Origin of the sequence: Flavobacterium enshiense (assembly GCF_040750275.1) — a bacterium.
GTDB lineage: Bacteria > Bacteroidota > Bacteroidia > Flavobacteriales > Flavobacteriaceae > Flavobacterium > Flavobacterium enshiense_B.
This window is the reverse complement of record NZ_JBDOCV010000001.1, coordinates 497,571-515,342: the sequence shown is the minus strand read 5'-3', so window position 1 is coordinate 515,342 and position 17,772 is coordinate 497,571. Positions and strand designations below refer to the sequence as shown.

The window sequence follows — 17,772 nt, the reverse complement described above, 5'->3', positions numbered from 1 at the left end:
CAAAAATTATAAATTTATTATATATTTGATAACATTGAATCAAATTATATAATAAATATGCAGCAAAAATACTTTTTGAGATTATCTTTTTTCCTTTTGACTTCGGCTTTTTTGGTTTTTCTTTCCTGTAATTCCAACGATGAAGAAGACTATGTTGCGGTTTCTCCTGTTTCGGTAGATTTAACTCAGGTGCCTTATCCGAAACTTTCTGATTATAAGTTTTTTGATGGCGAATTAAAAAACCTGACACCTTCATTAGATGTACTACCCTACAAACCTGCAAGTTCTTTATTCAGCGATTACGCACATAAGAAACGATTTGTTTGGATGCCTAAAGGATCAAAAGCTACTTTTAACGGAGACGCCAGCGTATTGGAACTTCCGGTTGGATCGGCGCTAATCAAGAACTTTTACTACGATCATGTTCAGCCTTCTCATACAACTAAAATTATTGAAACCCGAATCATGATCAGAAAAGCTTCCGGATGGATTTTTGCCAATTATGTATGGAATGATGCACAAACAGAAGCTTATTTAGACTTAAACGGAAGTTATCAGGATATTTCATGGACGGACGAAAACAGTCAACTCAAAAATGTTACTTACAGAATACCTTCTGAAGTACAATGCATCACCTGTCATAAAACAAAGGAAACTATAAATAATGTTGAGCAAACCATTTATATCCCTATTGGAATTAAACCTCAGAACTTAAATTTCAACTACAATTATGGCTCGGAAGTAAAAAACCAGCTAACCAAATGGATTGAAGCCGGTTATCTTGATAATAATTTCACTTTGCCAACAGCGGCAAACACAACCGTTGATTATGAAGACACTTCAAAACCGATTGACCTAAGAGCCAGATCCTATGTAGACATCAATTGTGCTCATTGTCATACAGATAATAAACACTGTGATTACAGACCCATGCGCTTTGGTTTCAGCCAAACCGGCGGAACGAATGGAAACACCAACATGGGCGCTTGTGTAAATACCGAAGACATGCAAGGGTTCCCATCTACACTTGCAAAAATAGTGGCTCCGGGAAACATTAATAAATCCATGTTATACTTCAGAATCAATACCACAAACGAAACATATAGAATGCCATTGCACGGAAGAACACTCATCCACACGGAAGGAGTTGCCTTAATGGAACAGTGGATAAATTCTTTAGGCCCTTGCCAATAATCAAACCCTATTAACTAACAAAAACTACGAAAGCATGAAAAAAATTACTTCAGTTTTTTTACTAATTGCAGCCAACTGGTATTCTTATGCTCAAGATACTTGTGCTTCAGCTGTTCCAATTACAGCCGGCACATACGCAATTAGTGCTGTCAATGGTACACAAATCCCTACCCTTCTTTGCGCAAGTGGTGGGACTGGAGCATCTTCCGGAGAATGGTACAGCTATACTCCTACATCAACCTTCAATGTTACGGTTACTTCTGATATCGCTGCGAATAATCCCCGAACCGACACAAGGGTTCATATTTATTCCGGCAACTGCGGAGCTTTAATTTGCGTTACAGGTGACGATGATTCTGGAACAAACTTATCTTCGGTTGCAACATTTCTTGCTAATGCGGGTACTACCTATTACATAGCTTGGGACAACCGATGGAATAGTTTAGGCTTTAGTTTTCAATTGACTGAAACACCGTATACTCCGCCACCGCCACCGCCAATTACTTATACTTCACAAACCGTATCTACAATTAACAACACTTATAACATTTGTGTGGTTGATATGAATAATGATTATAAAGATGATATTGTAGGCATTAGTCCCAATAACTTAAAAATTCATTACCAAACTACGCCCGGTACCTATTCTATTTCAAACTATACCGTTTCCGGCACAAGCGACATGCCTACTTGGAGCATGGCTGCAGGAGATTATAACAGAGACGGATTTAATGATTTGGTTTTAGGGAGCGGTAGTGGCTTATCGTTTTGGAAATCCAACAGCACCGGAACGGCTTACACTAACGTTAACCCGTCTGAGTATATTTTTTGTCAACGCACCAATTTTATAGATATTAACAACGATGGAAATTTGGATGTATTTTCATGTCATGACGTGGCTCCAAATGTTTATTACCTGAACAACCCATCAAATAACTTCACCCACTATCAAAGTGGTGTAACCCCAGGTTCCTATAATCTTGGTACACTTTCGTCCGGCGGTAATTACGCATCGATTTGGACAGATTACGACAATGATGGTGATTCAGATTTATTTATTTCAAAATGCTCTGGTCCCCCATGTGAATTACACAGAAATGACGGCGGCGGCATTTTCACAGACATCTCAGCCATAGCTCAAATAAACTCCACACCAGTACAATCTTGGTCGTCTGCAGTAGCCGATTATGATAATGATGGCGACATGGATATTTTTGTGGGCGCCAATGGAAGTTCTGGTCACAAATTTTTTAAAAACAATTTAGATACTACAAATAGTGTTGAAGAACCATTCACAAACATCACCGTAGCAGCTGGTTTTGGTTCAGACACTTCGATAAGTCGAGATTATATAGCCTACGATTTTAACAATGATGGTAAGGTAGACATTATGGGAGGTGGAAATAAAATCTTCTTCAATCATGGAAATAATGTTTTTACTCCTAATGCCTACATTGGTATGGCTGTTGGTTCTGTTGGTGATTTGAACAGCGACGGTTTTTTAGATATTACCAACAATAACAAAATCTTTTACGCTGTACCAAACGGAAACAATTGGCTTAAAATTTCCTTACAAGGGGTTCAAAGCAACAGAAACGGTATTGGAGCAAGAGTAGAAATTTATGGTGCTTGGGGCAAACAAATACGCGACATCAGAAGTGGTGAAGGTTTTGAATACATGAGTACTTTAAACGCTCATTTCGGTATTGGAACAGAAACGCAGGTTACCCAGGTTATCATCAAATGGCCTTCGGGAGTTGTTGATACCATTTCAAACCCATCTTCAAACCAGAATTTAACTGTTGTTGAAGGAAGCACCTTAGGACTTGCCGAAAACAACTTAGGCGGGTTTACCATGTACCCAAATCCTGCTAAAGATTTCATCCGTTTTAGTCATGCATCTGGCGATATTCTCAATAATGTTTCTATTTACGATTTAACTGGGCGTCATATTAAAACCGAAAACATGATCGGGGATAAAGTTTCCGTAAATGAATTACAAAACGGCTCTTATATCATTATCCTTGAAAATACCGAAGGAAAAAGGTTTTCCGGTAAATTCATTAAAAACTAATCCAATACTACTCATTAAAAAAGCCCTGAAGATGTTCAGGGCTTTTTATTTCAATCAATCTTTAACTAAAATACTCTAAGCAAATTAAATCCGAAACATATTTCACCGTCGTCCCAACGCCCGTTTGTTTGCCCTAAAAATCCTGTTTCATGCATAGCCCTCGAATTGGTAAAATGCATCTGAAAAACATGCCCTCCGGTTTCCAGATCCACTCCAATAGATAACGGATTAGTATAATTCGATGCGGAAGACCTATTCAAATGAGCGGCATAATCCATATTAATAGACCATCGCTTGGTAACTTTATATCTGCCTCCCATTCCAATGGCAAACTGACTGTTGTCCTGTGGATCAGAAACAGCCACAGTACCATTATCATTTATAATATCCCGAACCGTATTTTCATGAAAATAACTTGGTGCCAATTCCAGAGAAAGTCGTTCATTGAATTTTCTGGATACTAACACTTGGGTAACATAACTCAATCGGTTGGTAAATTTCATGCCCGGATAATTTTCTTCTTTCATTTCGGTATTTACAGCCACGCTGTTAAACCCCGCAATTGTAAATGGAAAACCACCTTCCTTCTGATTTTGAAGCCTGTATTTGGCTGCTAAATCATAGGTTTCCTGAAAACCGCTTCGCGAGACATGAATCGTTAACCAATCGGCAAGACCGTAAATAAATTTCAGTTGAGTATTGGCATTATCCAAACCAAAAAAATCGTCAAAACCGTTCTTCATATAATCAAAACGGTGCGCCACCACAAAATAGAAATCCCCTTTTGCAGCAAGCTTTGTAGATTCCAGATTCACAATCTTTAAAGATTTAAAAGCCGATTCCACGCGGGTATCGGCTTTTATTGTATCTATCTCAGAAAGTAAATCGTCTTGTGTATACCCTAAAACCGGGATTATTAACGCAATTAACGATAAGTATTTTCTCATAAATTACTGAATTACCAATGTTTTAGTACCTTCTCCGTCTATGGTTTTAATGTTCATTAAATATGACCCGGAATTCAAACGGGAGGTTTCAATTCTTGAATTTTCAAGGGTAACTTTTGTTTCTATGACTTTTTTACCTAGCATGTCATAAATAATCACATCTGCTTCCGATACCAATTGCGGTAATTCAAGGGTAACAAAACTTTTTGCCGGATTAGGATATAATTTGAAAGATTCAATGTCGAAACTATCTATTCCTAATAATGAAAAACTGACAGCAGTAGTTCCACAGTTGTCTAAACCGTGATAATCCACAACATTTGAAATTCCTCGGGCAAAAACAACATTAATTGCCGTAGGAGGAAAAGAAAATGTAAAATCATTCGAATCACCTGTACTTCTAGCTCTTGTGGCAACCATAGTAGTCACTCCTGCACTTGAAGTATTAGACGTTATAGACCAGTTTTGCGTAGCATCCACTAATGGTGTAAAACCTACTCCGTTAAATCTTCTGTCCGAAATTACAGTTCCATCAAAAAGAACAGCATCATTGCCCGAAGCCATAGTAGTTGTATTAAAACCTAATCCAAGCCAACTTGCTGAAGGCCCAATCATTGTTAAAGTGACGGTAGTATTGGAAATATCCAATTTAGCAGAATAGTCTGAAAAAAGAGTGACCGTACCAGTAGAATAGGTTTGCGCCAAAGCTAAATTAGCCAACAACAAACCAAACAATGTTAATGTAATTCTTTTCATAATTTGTCTTTTTTAAAGAGTTGTAGTAATTTTTCATCGTTGGTCATTTTGGCGTAATCTACTGCTGATTTTCCGCGAATGTCCTTAAAATTAATATCTGCCGAGGCTTTCACTAACATTTCGGCTATGTCGTATTTTTTAAAAATGGTTGCATAAATAAGTGCGGTATTGCCGCTGCCGTCGGTAATATTCAAATCGGCACCGGCATCGATTAACATTTTGGCAATTTCAGAATTTCCTTTCACCACTGCCGCCATCAAAGGGCTTCCGTAATTGCTTTTCCCGTTAATTTCTGCTCCGTTTTGAATCAAATATGCCGCAACCTCGTTGTTTTGCCTGTAAGTTGCCAACGTAATCAGATTGTATCCCTCATTGTTTACGGAATTAATCCGATTTGGGTTTTCTTTCAACTCGTTTTTCAATTCCGCTACAGTTCCTTTTCGGGCAATTTCAAAAATATCCTGCTGACTGTAAGCCATCTGAAGCATAAAAAGAAATCCAAAAAACATTGCTATTTTCTTCATAATTAATTATTTACAACAACCGTTTGATCCATTTTCATCTCTCCTAACAATTCATCGTAACCTAAAAACCTTCCTTTTACTTTTATCGTATTGAATTCTTTTAAAGTGTTTGCCACTTTCTCCTGAAAGTATACAACCATTTTCTCATCGATAACAATAGTGTTTTCAGTAATGTTTATTTTGGAAATTTTACCCTGCACTACGATGGTTTTATCTAAATATTTAGCATTAGCCTTGGTTTCATTCGTTATATACTCGTTATAAATCGAATCGGCACTAACGGAAAAGCTTCCTTTTTCTTCTGCAATATTTCTATGTTCTTTGTAGAGATAGGAATAAAAAGCCCAGCCCATTATGATAACAAGCCCCAGAATTAACAAATAGCCAACTTTTTTCATTTTAAACAAATAGTTTCTCACAAAATTAACGAAATATTTTTTTATTTTTCAAATTTTTAATAGTAACTTTAATAAGAAAACCAATCCAAAATGCTTTTAAAAAAAATATTCATAATCTTAACCGGTTTAGCAGTGCTATCATGTGACAATGATACCGAGGCGGATTTATATTCTGATACTCCGTTAAATCAGGTTACTTATAACAATACAATAAAAAACATAATCACTGAAAATTGCATCATGTGTCACAGCCGGCCTCCTGTAAATGGCGCTCCAATACCATTGGTAGATTACGACTATGTAAAATCTGCGATTATCAGTAATGAATTAATAGAACGAATATCAAGTGAAGACCCTGGTTATTTGATGCCTTACGGAGGCCCCAGATTACCTCAGTTTAAAATAAATCAAGTTATCGCTTGGAGAGATGCCAATTACCCTGAATAAAAACTCATCATATGAAACGTTTTATATTTTTACTGCTTTTTAGTTTCTGTGCATTGTACGGGTTTTCACAAACTAAAAAAATTACCAAAACAGGCGAAATTAATTTTGAAGCCTCCGTTCCTTCTTTTGAAGAAGTTGCCGCTAAAAACAAAAGCACCACCGTGGTTCTTAACACCGAAACCGGTGAAATTGCCGCCTTAGCCCTTATAAAAAGCTTTCGGTTTAAAATTGCACTGATGGAAGAACATTTTAACGAAAATTACATGGAAAGCAATCGCTATCCAAAGGCGACTTTTAAAGGCAAAGTATACGGCTTTGATTTGGCGAAATTATCAGAAAACAACCGCGATTTTTCAATAAAAGGAATTTTGGAGTTACATGGAAAATCTAAAGAAATCACCGTTCCGGCCAAAATCAGAAAAACAGCAGATAGTATTGAATTAATCACAAATTTCTCTGTAAACTCTGATGATTTCAACATAGAGATTCCTAAAGTTGTAAGCAACAAGGTCGCTAAAAAAGTTAATATCAGCCTGAATTGCAATCTCAAATAAATAAGTGTTAGTTATTTATCAAAAACCTTTTAGGCTTCTAAAAGGTTTTTTTATTTATAATTAATTATTTTCGCATTCTAAATCTTTTTTATGCGTGTAAAACTACTCTTTATCGCTATACTGTCGGTTTTTTCATCTGTCGGTTTAGCTCAGAAAAACATTGATCCAACACCGGAAGACATTACTTTAGCGAAATCTATCCGAGAAAAAAACAGCAAATCAGATGTTGCGGTATTGTCCAGCAATGAACATATTACGTTCGGACTTAATGCTAAAGAAGAAAAAGTTACAGTAAATCATGTCATAAAAGACAAATTAATGAATATCAACCACCGTGCGGATATTCAGAAATATGAATATTATGACAGTCAGTCTGAAATTGAAAGTTTTGATTTCAAATACAGAAACGACAAAAAAGCCAATTTTCTGGTTAAGGATGAATTTTACAAAAGCGATGATTTATTCTACAACGATGCGCGCGTTAAATACGCCACCATCGATTTTCCAGTTCAAGGATACACTTACAATTATTCCTTTGAAAAAAAATACAAAGACGTAAAATATTTTACCTCGATTTACTTTAACGATGATTATCCTATCATCAAAAAACAAGTAACCATTGAAGTTCCGAACTGGCTTGAATTAGAGCTAAAAGAATTCAACTTAAAGAATTTTAAAATAAGCCTGGATAAAACTACCGATCCCAAAAACAACATCACCAAATATGTTTACACCATTGAAGATATTCCTTCCGGTGTAAATGAACGAAATGCTCCAGGGCCAAGCTATCTGTATCCTCACCTGTTGATCGTTGCAAAATCGTATACGAAAGACGGCAAGAAAACCACTTTATTCAACAGTACTGCCGATTTGTACAAATGGTATAAATCACTAGTGGATTCCATGAAAGAAAATCCGGATTTACTAAAAGAAAAAGTAACCGAACTGACCAAAAATGCCAAAACAGACGAAGAAAAGATAAAAAATATTTATTACTGGGTACAAGACAATATCCGTTATATCGCTTTTGAAGATGGGATTGCCGGTTTCAAACCTGACGAGTCGCAAAATGTTTTTCAAAAACGTTACGGAGACTGCAAAGGAATGGCCAACCTGACCAAACAGATGTTAAAAGTAGCCGGATTTGATGCCCGTTTAACCTGGATCGGCACGAAAAGGATTGCTTATGACTACACCATTCCATCCTTATCGGTGGACAACCACATGATTTGCACGATTTTTCACAAAGGTAAAAAGTACTTCCTGGACGGAACTGAAAAGTACAATTCCTTTGGTGAGTATGCCGAACGTATTCAGGGTAAAGAAGTACTGATTGAAAACGGAGAGGCATTCCTTGTAGAAAAAGTGCCGGTTGCGAGTCCGATTTCGAATACAGAAACCTTTACTTCTGTACTTAAAATTGAAAATGAAGCCTTAATCGGAAAAACCAACATGTCATTTGCAGGGGAAAGCAGAGCTTCATTCCTTTATAGTTTTAACAACATACGCAATAACAATAAGGAAAATGCGCTGAATGATTATCTATCCGATGAAGACAAGAATAATCGTATCAGCAATATTAAAACTACCGATTTATCCAACCGTGACACTAAAGTTGTAATTGATTACGATCTTAAACTGGACAATAAGGTTTCTGCTTTTGACAACGAAATTTATATTGATCTGGACTTCAAAAAAGAATTTTCAAAGTTGAACTTTAAAGAACGCAAGAATGATTTTGAATTTCCTTTCAAAGAAAACTACAACGCCGTTATCAAACTGGAAATCCCGGCAGGCTACAAAGTTACCAAGCTTCCGGAATCCCTATCTGCCACAACTGAGAATTACAACGTAACCATCGAATGTAAACAAATTGCGAATCAAATCGTGTACAGCAAACATTTCGAGTTCAAAAACGGATTGATAAAAGCAACCGATTTTACGGATTGGAACTCCCTTCTTGAAAAAATCAACAAAATTTATAACGAACAAATCACCTTAACAAAATCCTAAATCATGATTAAGAAGCTGCTATCGTTTCTCCTTATAATCTTATCTGCAAATGCTTTTTCTCAGGATAAAGCAGAAATAAAAGAATTTTTCTGGGGGAAAAATGACGAATACAAAAACGCCAACACCATTCCTGATAAATGGAAAAACGAGTCGGCTGTCATCATTTACAAATATGAAGATTATGATTATCACAAATTCGGAAAAAGCGTGACCTATCGCGCTGCGCTGAGAAAAAGAGTAAAACTCCAAGACTTGGCTGCTGTTACTGAGTATTCTGAATTTAAATATTCTGAAAAATCCAATCCGAGATACGGAACCATTGTAAAGACCACTTTAGGTATTAAAATCGTTAAACCGGACGGAAAAGAGATTGTAGTTGATGTGGACAAAGAAGCCGTTCAGGAAGACAATCATAAAAAAGTGGCCATTCCTAATCTTGAAATCGGAGATATTATTGACATTTACGACTACAGCACGGAATCCTTCGAATCTTTTTTTGAGTACGGATTTGAGGAAGTGGAAAAAACCTTGGGAGACACGCATCCCATCATGAATTACAAATTAACATTCCAGACCGAGAATGACTTTTTTGTTAACTTCAACACTTATAACGGAGGACCGGAAATCAAGCAAATACCGTTAAGCAAAAGCAACGAACGCAAATATGAAATAACCGCAACCGATATCGAAAAAAACGATTTCCCAAATTGGTTTTATCCTTTGGTTGAACTTCCTTGTTATAAGTTTCAGGTGTTTTTTGCCCGCTCCGGAAAATTTGAAAAAAGAGCCGATGCGTTTTTACCGGAAAAAGAAAACATTGTTAAAAAAACCGTTTCCAAAGAGGACGTTTTGGAGTATTACACCAATAAATTCAGACCTCTAGGTGATTTAGGCGATATTGAAAAGTTCCTGAAAGGCAAAACTTTTGCTTCAACCGAAGAGAAAGTAAAAGCAGTTTATTACTTCACAAGACACTATTATTACACGATGTATGTAGACGCTTTTGTAGTTAACGAAGCGAAAATCATGTATCCTTTTGAGTTTTTTGGAAACAATGCTATTTTCTTCCGTAACGAAGAAGCCTTTATCAACCATTTTATGGCGTTTTTAAAGGACAATAAAATCGATTATGATATTGTAGTTGCCACCAATCGCCACAATGGACCAATAAAAGATTTATTAATTCAAAATAATGCTACCGTTTTACTTAAAGTAAATGCTGAGAATCCTATTTATATTGAATATTTCTCTCCGTATTCTGATTTGGATAAGTTCTCATCACAATTGGAAAACACTGAAGCTTATGCTTTAAAAGTTTCCAAAATGAAGAAGGTTACCGATGTAGAACACATTAAACTACCGGGGTCAACTCATAAAGACAATACTTCAAAACAAATCAGCAATTTACGTTTTGTTGAAAATTTTGAACAGTTTACCCTTGAAAGAGAAACACAGTTGAACGGTCATAACAAGGACGAAGAACAATCCGACAAACTGTACTTTTTTGATTATACTGCCGAAGATCATAAAAAATACGAAACAAAAACTTTAATGGAACGCGTAAGCAGCCAAAAAAGAAGAGACCGTTACACCAAAGAATTCGATGCTTTAATCAACAAACTTAAGGATAAGCAGAAAGAAGAATACAAACAGTCGACAGCTCAGGAATTCGGATTGGAAATCGACAATCACAATTTTGAAATTATCAATACCGGACGTTTTGGTAAAACCACTCCGTTCACCTACAAAGAAAAATTTGACAGCAAAAACAGCTGGGTAAAAAAAGCCGGTGGAAACTATATTTTCGAAGCCGGTAAACTAATTGGTTCTCAAATTAATATTGAAGAAAAAAACCGTAACCGAACCAACAACATTTATTATGCATTCCCAAGATCGTTTGAAGAAGATATCACAATTGAAATTCCGGAAGGCTATACCGTAACCGGATTGGAAAAACTGAATAAAAAAGTTGAAAACGAGACGGGTGGCTTTGTGAGTTCCGCAACAGTCGAGGGCAATAAACTAAAAATTAAAGCCTACAAATACTATACAGCCTACTACCAACCTAACAGTAACTGGAATAAAATGATGGCGTTTCTGGATGCAGCGTATCAGTTTACTCAGGAAAAAATATTATTCAAGAAAAATTAATAAAAAAAGCCTTTTAGAATTCTAAAAGGCTTTTTTTTACAATTTCACATATTCAAAATGATTCAGCTTGTCGATATACAACAAAGTCTTACGATTATCTTCACTGCGGGAGAACATTGGAGAAAATTTAGCGCCATGTACAAACTCCCGGAATGTATACGATGTTCGCTTCACTACAGAAGTACTGAACATATCATCAAAAACTTTTACAAAAACCACCAGTTCTCCGTTCATTCTCTCAAAATCTTCCTTCGATAAATTATACAATGGACTTTCTTCCGTAATAGGATGTACTAATGTCCAGCTTAAGGTTAAAGCATTGATTCTTTGCATTTCCAAATCCAATGTATAGAACTTGTTTAGCGTTCTCCCGTTTTCTTCCACACTCATACCAAGGGTTAATTTGGCCTCTGCATCGGTTAGGTTGGTATTTTTATAGGGTGTCATTCTCAACATCAAAGCCGTTCCGTCTTCATAGGGAGCAATAATTGCATTATCAGAAAAACGAATGAAAGCTTTTGGCTTACTGAAGCGTCCGTAAAACAAACCGGTGGCAATAGCAAAACTCAACAAACCAAGCAAAGCTTCCAACGAAGCTACAAAGCTGGCCCAAAATCCGGTTGGACTAATATGACCATACCCTACAGTGGTAAAGGTTTGAGCACTGAAGAAAAAAGCCTGCCCAAATTTATCGATTGGGTTATCAGCCGTAATTCCGTTAAGATGATCTACGCCGATAATACTATATACACTCGCAAAAAACAAATTTACCAAAAGATAAAACACAAAAATTATCATCATAAACTTCCAACGAGGCACCACCAACATCGTGTGATACCAACTGATACTCTCCACAAAACCAACCCCTACTTTCCTGACATTAGCATCGCCGTTTTTTTCGATAAACCGACCACCATAATTTGACGCATTGGCTCCAAAGCCAGTAGTTGTATCCGCTTTTGCTTTTGCATTTATTTTCTTTAGAAAGGCCATGATTCTATATTTTCAGTAAAGCTATTAAATTTATAACGGAAGTTTTGCATGATTTTTTTGGTATTTTTGGTTACGAAAAACACAACAGATGCAACCAAGAATCGAAATAACGCCTGAAAGAAAACTAATCGGAAAACAAATAACCCTATCAATATCCGACAATAAAACTGGTGAACTTTGGAGAAGCTTCATGTTGCGAAGAAATGAAATCAAAAACACGGTTGGTTCCAATTTGTATTCGCTTCAGCGTTATGATGACTTGTATTTTTCCCATTTCAATCCAAATACAACATTTGAAAAATGGGCTGCTGTTGAAGTTTCAGATTTTAAAACCATCCCGGTGGATATGCAAACCCTCATTTTAAATAAAGGAACCTACGCCGTTTTTAACTACAAGGGCTCCAGTAATGATAACAGCATTTTTCAATACATCTTTGCGACCTGGCTTCCTGATTCCGGTTACGAAGTAGACAACCGATTGCACTTTGAAATTTTAGGACCAAACTATAAAAACAATGATGCTACTTCTGAAGAGGAAATCTGGATTCCTATAAAAACGAAAACTATATAAAAACAAAAATCCCTCGAAATTGAGGGATTTTTTATGCTGTCTATAAATATTATTTACTCAAGTACATTTTTCTTCTGGAGTACAATTCGTAAAACTGATCGTCTTTTAAATCTTCGATGAACAAAATGCTCTCTCCGGTCGATTTCATCTCTGGTCCTAAAGCTTTGTTTACGTTTTTAAACTTGCTGAAAGAGAATACCGGTTGCTTAATTGCGAACCCTTTCAATTGTGGATTGAAGTTGAAATCCGTTACTTTATTGTGTCCCAACATTACTTTGGTTGCATAGTTCACATAAGGCTCACCATACGCTTTTGCAATGAATGGAACTGTACGCGAAGCTCTCGGATTCGCCTCAATGATATAAACCGTATCGTCTTTAATTGCAAACTGAATATTTATCAAACCAACTGTTTTCAAAGCTTTTGCAATCTTATGCGTGTGCTCTTTAATCTGTTGCATCACAAACTCTCCTAAGTTGAATGGCGGTAATGTCGCATTACTGTCTCCGGAGTGTACACCACACGGTTCGATATGCTCCATAATACCTATAATGTATACATTTCCGTCGGCATCACAAATTGCATCCGCTTCTGCTTCGATTGCTCCATCCAGATAATGATCTAACAACAATTTATTACCCGGAATCGATTTCAGCAAATCAATCACGTGCTCTTCCAATTCCTGCTTGTTGATCACAATTTTCATCCCCTGACCCCCCAATACATACGATGGACGAACCAATAGCGGGAAATCTAAAGTATCTGCCAATTTAGAAGCTTCTTCAGCACTTTCCGCAATTCCAAATTTCGGGAACGGAATATTCAATTCAGTTAACAAATCAGAAAAACGGCCTCGGTCTTCAGCCAAATCCAATGCATCAAAGCTAGTTCCTAAAATTTTAATTCCGTATTTGCTTAATTTTTCCGCTAATTTTAAGGCAGTCTGACCACCTAACTGAACGATTACCCCTTCCGGTTTTTCGTGTTGGATGATGTCGTAAATATGTTCCCAGAAAACGGGTTCGAAATACAATTTATCTGCCGTATCAAAATCCGTAGAAACGGTTTCCGGGTTACAGTTAATCATGATGGTTTCGTAACCGCATTCTGAAGCCGCTAAAACTCCGTGAACACATGAATAATCAAACTCAATTCCTTGTCCGATTCGGTTAGGGCCTGAACCTAAAACCACCACTTTTTTCTTATCCGAAACCACGCTTTCATTATCTACATAACGCGTTCCATCAGCTTTTTCAATTTCCGCTTCAAAAGTGGAATAATAATATGGCGTTTGCGCTTTAAACTCGGCGGCACACGTATCTACCAATTTGTAAACACGTTTTACGCCCATATCTTCACGCAATTTATACACTTGGCTCTCCAAACAGCTTAACATGTGCGCAATTTGACGGTCACCGTATCCTTTTTGTTTCGCTTCTAAAAGCAAATCTTTGGGAAGTGTATCAATTTTATAGTTTGAAATTTCTTTTTCTAAAGCGTATAATTCTTCGTATTGCTTTAAGAACCACATGTCAATTTTCGTGATTTCATGAATTCTCGACAATGGAATTCCCATCGCAATGGCATCATAAATCACAAAAACACGATCCCAACTGGCGTAGGTTAATTTCTCAATGATCTGGTCGTAATTTTTATAGCCTTTACCGTCAGCGCCTAATCCATTTCTCTTGATTTCAAGGGATTGCGTTGCTTTGTGCAAAGCTTCCTGGAACGAACGCCCGATTCCCATTACTTCACCAACGGATTTCATCTGCAATCCTAAAGTTCTGTCGGCACCTTCAAATTTATCGAAGTTCCAACGCGGGATTTTCACGATTACATAATCCAAAGTCGGTTCGAACAAAGCCGAAGTTGATTTAGTAATCTGGTTTTGCAATTCGTCTAATGAATAGCCTAACGCTAATTTTGTTGCAATTTTTGCAATCGGATACCCTGTTGCTTTTGAAGCTAAGGCAGACGAACGTGATACACGTGGATTGATTTCAATGGCCACAATATCTTCTTTTTCATCAGGCGAAACCGCAAACTGAACGTTACAGCCTCCGGCAAAATTTCCGATACTGCGCATCATCAAAATCGCCATGTCACGCATTCTTTGGAAAGTTCTATCGGAAAGCGTCATCGCTGGAGCAACTGTGATACTGTCTCCGGTATGGATTCCCATCGGGTCCATATTCTCGATCGTACAGATAATCACAACGTTGTCGTTTTTATCGCGTAATAATTCTAATTCGTATTCTTTCCAGCCTAAAAGTGCTTTGTCGATTAATACTTCGTGAATTGGAGATGCTTCCAAACCTCTTGTCAACAAATCGTCGAAATCTTCTTTTTTATGTACAAAAGCAGCTCCGGTTCCTCCTAAAGTAAACGAAGGACGAATTACAAGTGGAAATCCGAATTCCTGAGCAATTTCTTTTCCTTTTAAGAAAGAGTTCGCCGTTTTTGCAGGGGCTACCGGAATGTCAATTTTCTCTAATAATTGCTTGAACTGCTCACGATCTTCAGTTACGTTAATCGCATTAACATCTACTCCGATTAATCGCACTCCGAAATCTTGCCAAATCCCTTTTTCATCAGCTTCCAAACATAAATTCAAAGCAGTTTGCCCTCCCATAGTCGGCAAAACCGCGTCGATTTGAGGATGCGCTTTAAGGATTTCGATAATGGATTTTGTCGTAAGTGGTTTTAAATAAATATGATCCGCCATCGATGGATCCGTCATGATTGTGGCCGGATTCGAGTTGATCAGAATTACTTCAATTCCTTCTTCACGTAAAGAGCGTGCCGATTGCGAACCTGAGTAGTCAAACTCACAGGCTTGTCCGATTACGATAGGTCCTGAACCAATAATTAAAACCGATTTTATTGAAGTGTCTTTAGGCATTGTGTGTGTTGTTGTATGTTGCGTAAAAATTTATCAAAAAGGTACAAAAAAAGCGTTACCGATAAAAAGTAACGCTCTATTTATGATTTAAAAATCATTATTTTTTGTGTCTAGGCTCACATGAAACCGTTAACTTATGTCTTCCTTTAGCTCTTCTGCGTGCTAATACTTTTCTTCCGTTAGCAGAAGCCATTCTATCCATGAAACCGTGTTTGTTTCTTCTTTTTCTTTTCGATGGTTGAAACGTTCTCTTACTCATTGCTTTTATCTTTAAATCGTGATTTTAAATTGGTCCCAGCTTTGAAAAGAATGTGTCGCTTCAAAACCGAGTGCAAATATACAAAGACTTTTATTTCTGACAAGTCCTTTTTAAAAATATTTTACTTTTTACAAATCGAAACCGTAAATACTTGGCAAAGATAGCTTTTTTCAGCGACATGATTGTTTCCTAAAAGTAATTTGACGACTCATTTCTATTTACTACATTTGCAATCCTAAAACTAAACACATTATGTTTCACAGAAATATTAAATTAATTCTTGCAGGATTAATCATCGCCTTAGGAATTTGGCAATTTACAGAAAGTAACATCGGAAACGGTATCTTTTTATTGTTGTTTTCTTCTATTTTCATCTTCTTATATTTCAAAAACGAATTTATTCTTTTAGCTTTTCTTCAATTGAGAAAACAGAATATGGAAGGCGCTCAAAAATGGCTTTCTCACATTAAGAATCCGGAAACCGCTTTAGTAAAAAACCAACAAGGGTATTTTAACTACTTACATGGCATTATGGTTTCCCAAACGAATTTATCGGCTGCGGAAAAATACTTCAAAAAAGCCATCGAATTAGGCTTAAACATGGATCAGGATTTGGCTTTGGCAAAATTACAATTGGCCGGAATCGCCATGACCAAAAGAAGAAAAGTGGAAGCTACCAATTTATTGAATGAAGCTAAGAAACTCGACAAACAAAACATGCTGAAAGATCAGATCAAAATGATGAAAGAGCAATTGAAAAAAATCTAACACCACATTGATTATCAAGCATTTAAAACGCCTTTGTGGCGTTTTTTTTATTTCCATGCATTGTGTCGTTTAATTTGGTAACTCGTCGATAAAGCAAGCTGTTCACCGTTTTAAGCCGTAATTTTGTCGAACCAAAAGCGAAGAAAATGAAACAATTTTACGCCTTGTTTTCGCTGTTTTTTCTTCTATCTTCTACGGTTTACGCACAAGATAGCGCTCATGAATTGTTCTCTTACAACCTTCATAAAAACATCAAACCTTATATCAAAAAATCCAATGCCGCCTTTGAAAAAGGGAATACTATTTTAGGAAAAAACCTTCTCGATTCATTAGTTAAGAATCATCTGATTGGGACAAAATTTGACAATTTCAGTTTCAAACGCGTGCATCAAAAACGATTGCATCTCAACACCATACAAAAACCGATATACCTGCTTACCTATTCATCTTGGTGCGTTCCCTCCAAAGGAGAAATTCCGGCTTTAAACAAATTGGCTAAAAAATACGAAAAAGACGTTCAGATTGTAGTGGTTTTTTGGGACCGAAGACACGACATGAAAAAAATAGCCCAGAAATTCAGTTGGCGCATCGAGGTATGTTATGCCCATGAAACCTACAACAAAGATTGCTATATGGTTTCCACTTTAAAACACACTTTAGGAATCCCCACCACGTTTTCCATTGATGAACAAATGTACCTGATTGACATCCGAAGAGGCGGCATCAACCCCGGTCCGAAAACAAGTTACGCAAATTCTTTTAAACTGAATTATGATTGGTTTGAAAAAGGATTAGGCTATCTGCTTTTCAATGAAAAATCAAATCGAAATCAATTGGTTACGCACTGACTATTTTCCTAAAATCATTTTTCCGGCAATCAGTAACAAAATGACCCCGAAAATTTTCTTCAGCATTTTTTGGTCAATGCTTATCGCTAATTTACTTCCAAAATACCCCCCAACAACAAAGAACACCGCAATTACAGCTGCAAACCGCCAATCAATATACCCTTCTTTGTAGTAGTTATAAACCGCCACCGCAGTAACCGGCACCACTAAAACCGCCAAGCTCGTCCCTTGTGCCTGATGTTGTGAAAAACCCAACAGCAACAAGAGCGGAACCATAACAATTCCTCCGCCTACGCCTACCAAACCACTCAACATTCCAGCCAAGAGCCCGATAAGCACCAACATTAATACGGTTGACAATGTCATAGGC

At 36.9% G+C, this 17,772-nt stretch carries 17 protein-coding genes; 9 read left to right on the top strand and 8 right to left on the bottom strand.

The window, feature by feature from the left end; genetic code table 11:
* Positions 1-75: 75 nt before the first annotated feature.
* Positions 76-1,194: a hypothetical protein gene (locus tag ABGT15_RS02370; protein WP_367229802.1), complete on the top strand. Its 1,119-nt coding sequence runs from the start codon at positions 76-78 to the stop codon at positions 1,192-1,194.
* A gap of 34 nt (positions 1,195-1,228) precedes the next feature.
* A complete protein-coding gene (locus ABGT15_RS02365) occupies positions 1,229-3,268 on the top strand; it encodes an FG-GAP-like repeat-containing protein (protein WP_367229801.1) in 2,040 nt (679 codons plus the stop codon).
* Between the two features lie 65 nt (positions 3,269-3,333).
* Here the strand turns inward: ABGT15_RS02365 and ABGT15_RS02360 are convergent, their stop codons facing one another.
* Genes ABGT15_RS02360 through ABGT15_RS02345 form a run of 4 tightly spaced genes read right to left on the bottom strand, consistent with a single transcriptional unit; the run spans position 3,334 to position 5,893 of the window.
* A complete protein-coding gene (locus ABGT15_RS02360) occupies positions 3,334-4,215 on the bottom strand; it encodes a DUF5777 family beta-barrel protein (protein ID WP_367229800.1) in 882 nt (293 codons plus the stop codon).
* 3 nt (positions 4,216-4,218) lie between these two features.
* Complete coding sequence (locus ABGT15_RS02355) at positions 4,219-4,971, bottom strand: T9SS type A sorting domain-containing protein (protein ID WP_367229799.1); 753 nt, start codon at positions 4,969-4,971, stop codon at positions 4,219-4,221.
* On the bottom strand, positions 4,968-5,495 hold the full coding sequence (locus ABGT15_RS02350; RefSeq protein WP_367229798.1) for an ankyrin repeat domain-containing protein: 528 nt from the start codon (positions 5,493-5,495) through the stop codon (positions 4,968-4,970). Before ABGT15_RS02350 ends, ABGT15_RS02355 begins: the two co-directional genes overlap by 4 nt.
* A 2-nt stretch (positions 5,496-5,497) precedes the next feature.
* A complete protein-coding gene (locus ABGT15_RS02345; protein WP_367229797.1) occupies positions 5,498-5,893 on the bottom strand; it encodes an OB-fold protein in 396 nt (131 codons plus the stop codon).
* Positions 5,894-6,025: 132 nt separating this feature from the next.
* Between ABGT15_RS02345 and ABGT15_RS02340 the strand changes: the two genes are divergently transcribed.
* From ABGT15_RS02340 to ABGT15_RS02325, 4 genes are all read left to right on the top strand, one after another.
* Complete coding sequence (locus ABGT15_RS02340) at positions 6,026-6,340, top strand: hypothetical protein (protein WP_367229796.1); 315 nt, start codon at positions 6,026-6,028, stop codon at positions 6,338-6,340.
* An 11-nt stretch (positions 6,341-6,351) separates the two neighbouring features.
* On the top strand, positions 6,352-6,894 hold the full coding sequence (locus tag ABGT15_RS02335; RefSeq protein WP_367229795.1) for a YceI family protein: 543 nt from the start codon (positions 6,352-6,354) through the stop codon (positions 6,892-6,894).
* 90 nt (positions 6,895-6,984) lie between these two features.
* Positions 6,985-8,907 carry a transglutaminase-like domain-containing protein gene (locus ABGT15_RS02330; protein WP_367229794.1) on the top strand — a complete coding sequence of 641 codons (1,923 nt, stop codon included), beginning with the start codon at positions 6,985-6,987 and terminating at the stop codon, positions 8,905-8,907.
* 3 nt (positions 8,908-8,910) lie between these two features.
* Positions 8,911-11,058, top strand: a complete 2,148-nt coding sequence (locus ABGT15_RS02325) for a hypothetical protein (RefSeq protein ID WP_367229793.1) — start codon at positions 8,911-8,913, stop codon at positions 11,056-11,058.
* Positions 11,059-11,094: 36 nt separating this feature from the next.
* Here the strand turns inward: ABGT15_RS02325 and ABGT15_RS02320 are convergent, their stop codons facing one another.
* On the bottom strand, positions 11,095-12,051 hold the full coding sequence (locus ABGT15_RS02320; protein WP_367229792.1) for an ion channel: 957 nt from the start codon (positions 12,049-12,051) through the stop codon (positions 11,095-11,097).
* 88 nt (positions 12,052-12,139) lie between these two features.
* On the opposite strand from ABGT15_RS02320, the gene ABGT15_RS02315 reads away from it, so the two are divergent.
* Complete coding sequence (locus ABGT15_RS02315; protein WP_367229791.1) at positions 12,140-12,622, top strand: GyrI-like domain-containing protein; 483 nt, start codon at positions 12,140-12,142, stop codon at positions 12,620-12,622.
* Between the two features lie 49 nt (positions 12,623-12,671).
* Here the strand turns inward: ABGT15_RS02315 and carB are convergent, their stop codons facing one another.
* Together carB and rpmH are read right to left on the bottom strand one after the other, a co-directional pair.
* On the bottom strand, positions 12,672-15,527 hold the full coding sequence (gene carB, locus ABGT15_RS02310) for a carbamoyl-phosphate synthase large subunit (RefSeq protein ID WP_367229790.1): 2,856 nt from the start codon (positions 15,525-15,527) through the stop codon (positions 12,672-12,674).
* A 97-nt stretch (positions 15,528-15,624) separates the two neighbouring features.
* Positions 15,625-15,786 carry a 50S ribosomal protein L34 gene (gene rpmH, locus ABGT15_RS02305; protein ID WP_007136275.1) on the bottom strand — a complete coding sequence of 54 codons (162 nt, stop codon included), beginning with the start codon at positions 15,784-15,786 and terminating at the stop codon, positions 15,625-15,627.
* A 252-nt stretch (positions 15,787-16,038) separates the two neighbouring features.
* Between rpmH and ABGT15_RS02300 the strand changes: the two genes are divergently transcribed.
* Both ABGT15_RS02300 and ABGT15_RS02295 read left to right on the top strand, forming a co-directional pair.
* The gene (locus tag ABGT15_RS02300; protein ID WP_367229789.1) at positions 16,039-16,554 is read left to right on the top strand and encodes a DUF2892 domain-containing protein; all 516 of its coding nucleotides are present in this window, start codon (positions 16,039-16,041) and stop codon (positions 16,552-16,554) included.
* A 146-nt stretch (positions 16,555-16,700) separates the two neighbouring features.
* Positions 16,701-17,402: a TlpA family protein disulfide reductase gene (locus ABGT15_RS02295; RefSeq protein ID WP_367229788.1), complete on the top strand. Its 702-nt coding sequence runs from the start codon at positions 16,701-16,703 to the stop codon at positions 17,400-17,402.
* Here the strand turns inward: ABGT15_RS02295 and ABGT15_RS02290 are convergent, their stop codons facing one another.
* On the bottom strand, positions 17,403-17,768 hold the full coding sequence (locus ABGT15_RS02290) for a sulfite exporter TauE/SafE family protein (RefSeq protein ID WP_367229787.1): 366 nt from the start codon (positions 17,766-17,768) through the stop codon (positions 17,403-17,405).
* Between the last annotated feature and the right edge of the window lie 4 nt (positions 17,769-17,772).

Excerpts from the sequence above, each read along its gene's own strand:
- ABGT15_RS02365 (WP_367229801.1), top strand. The coding sequence starts at position 1,229 with ATGAAAAAAATTACTTCAGTTTTTTTACTAATTGCAGCCAACTGGTAT.
- ABGT15_RS02360 (WP_367229800.1), bottom strand. The coding sequence starts at position 4,215 with ATGAGAAAATACTTATCGTTAATTGCGTTAATAATCCCGGTTTTAGGG.
- ABGT15_RS02355 (WP_367229799.1), bottom strand. The coding sequence starts at position 4,971 with ATGAAAAGAATTACATTAACATTGTTTGGTTTGTTGTTGGCTAATTTA.
- ABGT15_RS02350 (WP_367229798.1), bottom strand. The coding sequence starts at position 5,495 with ATGAAGAAAATAGCAATGTTTTTTGGATTTCTTTTTATGCTTCAGATG.
- ABGT15_RS02345 (WP_367229797.1), bottom strand. The coding sequence starts at position 5,893 with ATGAAAAAAGTTGGCTATTTGTTAATTCTGGGGCTTGTTATCATAATG.
- ABGT15_RS02335 (WP_367229795.1), top strand. The coding sequence starts at position 6,352 with ATGAAACGTTTTATATTTTTACTGCTTTTTAGTTTCTGTGCATTGTAC.
- ABGT15_RS02330 (WP_367229794.1), top strand. The coding sequence starts at position 6,985 with ATGCGTGTAAAACTACTCTTTATCGCTATACTGTCGGTTTTTTCATCT.
- ABGT15_RS02325 (WP_367229793.1), top strand. The coding sequence starts at position 8,911 with ATGATTAAGAAGCTGCTATCGTTTCTCCTTATAATCTTATCTGCAAAT.
- ABGT15_RS02320 (WP_367229792.1), bottom strand. The coding sequence starts at position 12,051 with ATGGCCTTTCTAAAGAAAATAAATGCAAAAGCAAAAGCGGATACAACT.
- ABGT15_RS02315 (WP_367229791.1), top strand. The coding sequence starts at position 12,140 with ATGCAACCAAGAATCGAAATAACGCCTGAAAGAAAACTAATCGGAAAA.
- carB (WP_367229790.1), bottom strand. The coding sequence starts at position 15,527 with ATGCCTAAAGACACTTCAATAAAATCGGTTTTAATTATTGGTTCAGGA.
- rpmH (WP_007136275.1), bottom strand. The coding sequence starts at position 15,786 with ATGAGTAAGAGAACGTTTCAACCATCGAAAAGAAAAAGAAGAAACAAA.
- ABGT15_RS02300 (WP_367229789.1), top strand. The coding sequence starts at position 16,039 with ATGTTTCACAGAAATATTAAATTAATTCTTGCAGGATTAATCATCGCC.
- ABGT15_RS02295 (WP_367229788.1), top strand. The coding sequence starts at position 16,701 with ATGAAACAATTTTACGCCTTGTTTTCGCTGTTTTTTCTTCTATCTTCT.
- ABGT15_RS02290 (WP_367229787.1), bottom strand. The coding sequence starts at position 17,768 with ATGACATTGTCAACCGTATTAATGTTGGTGCTTATCGGGCTCTTGGCT.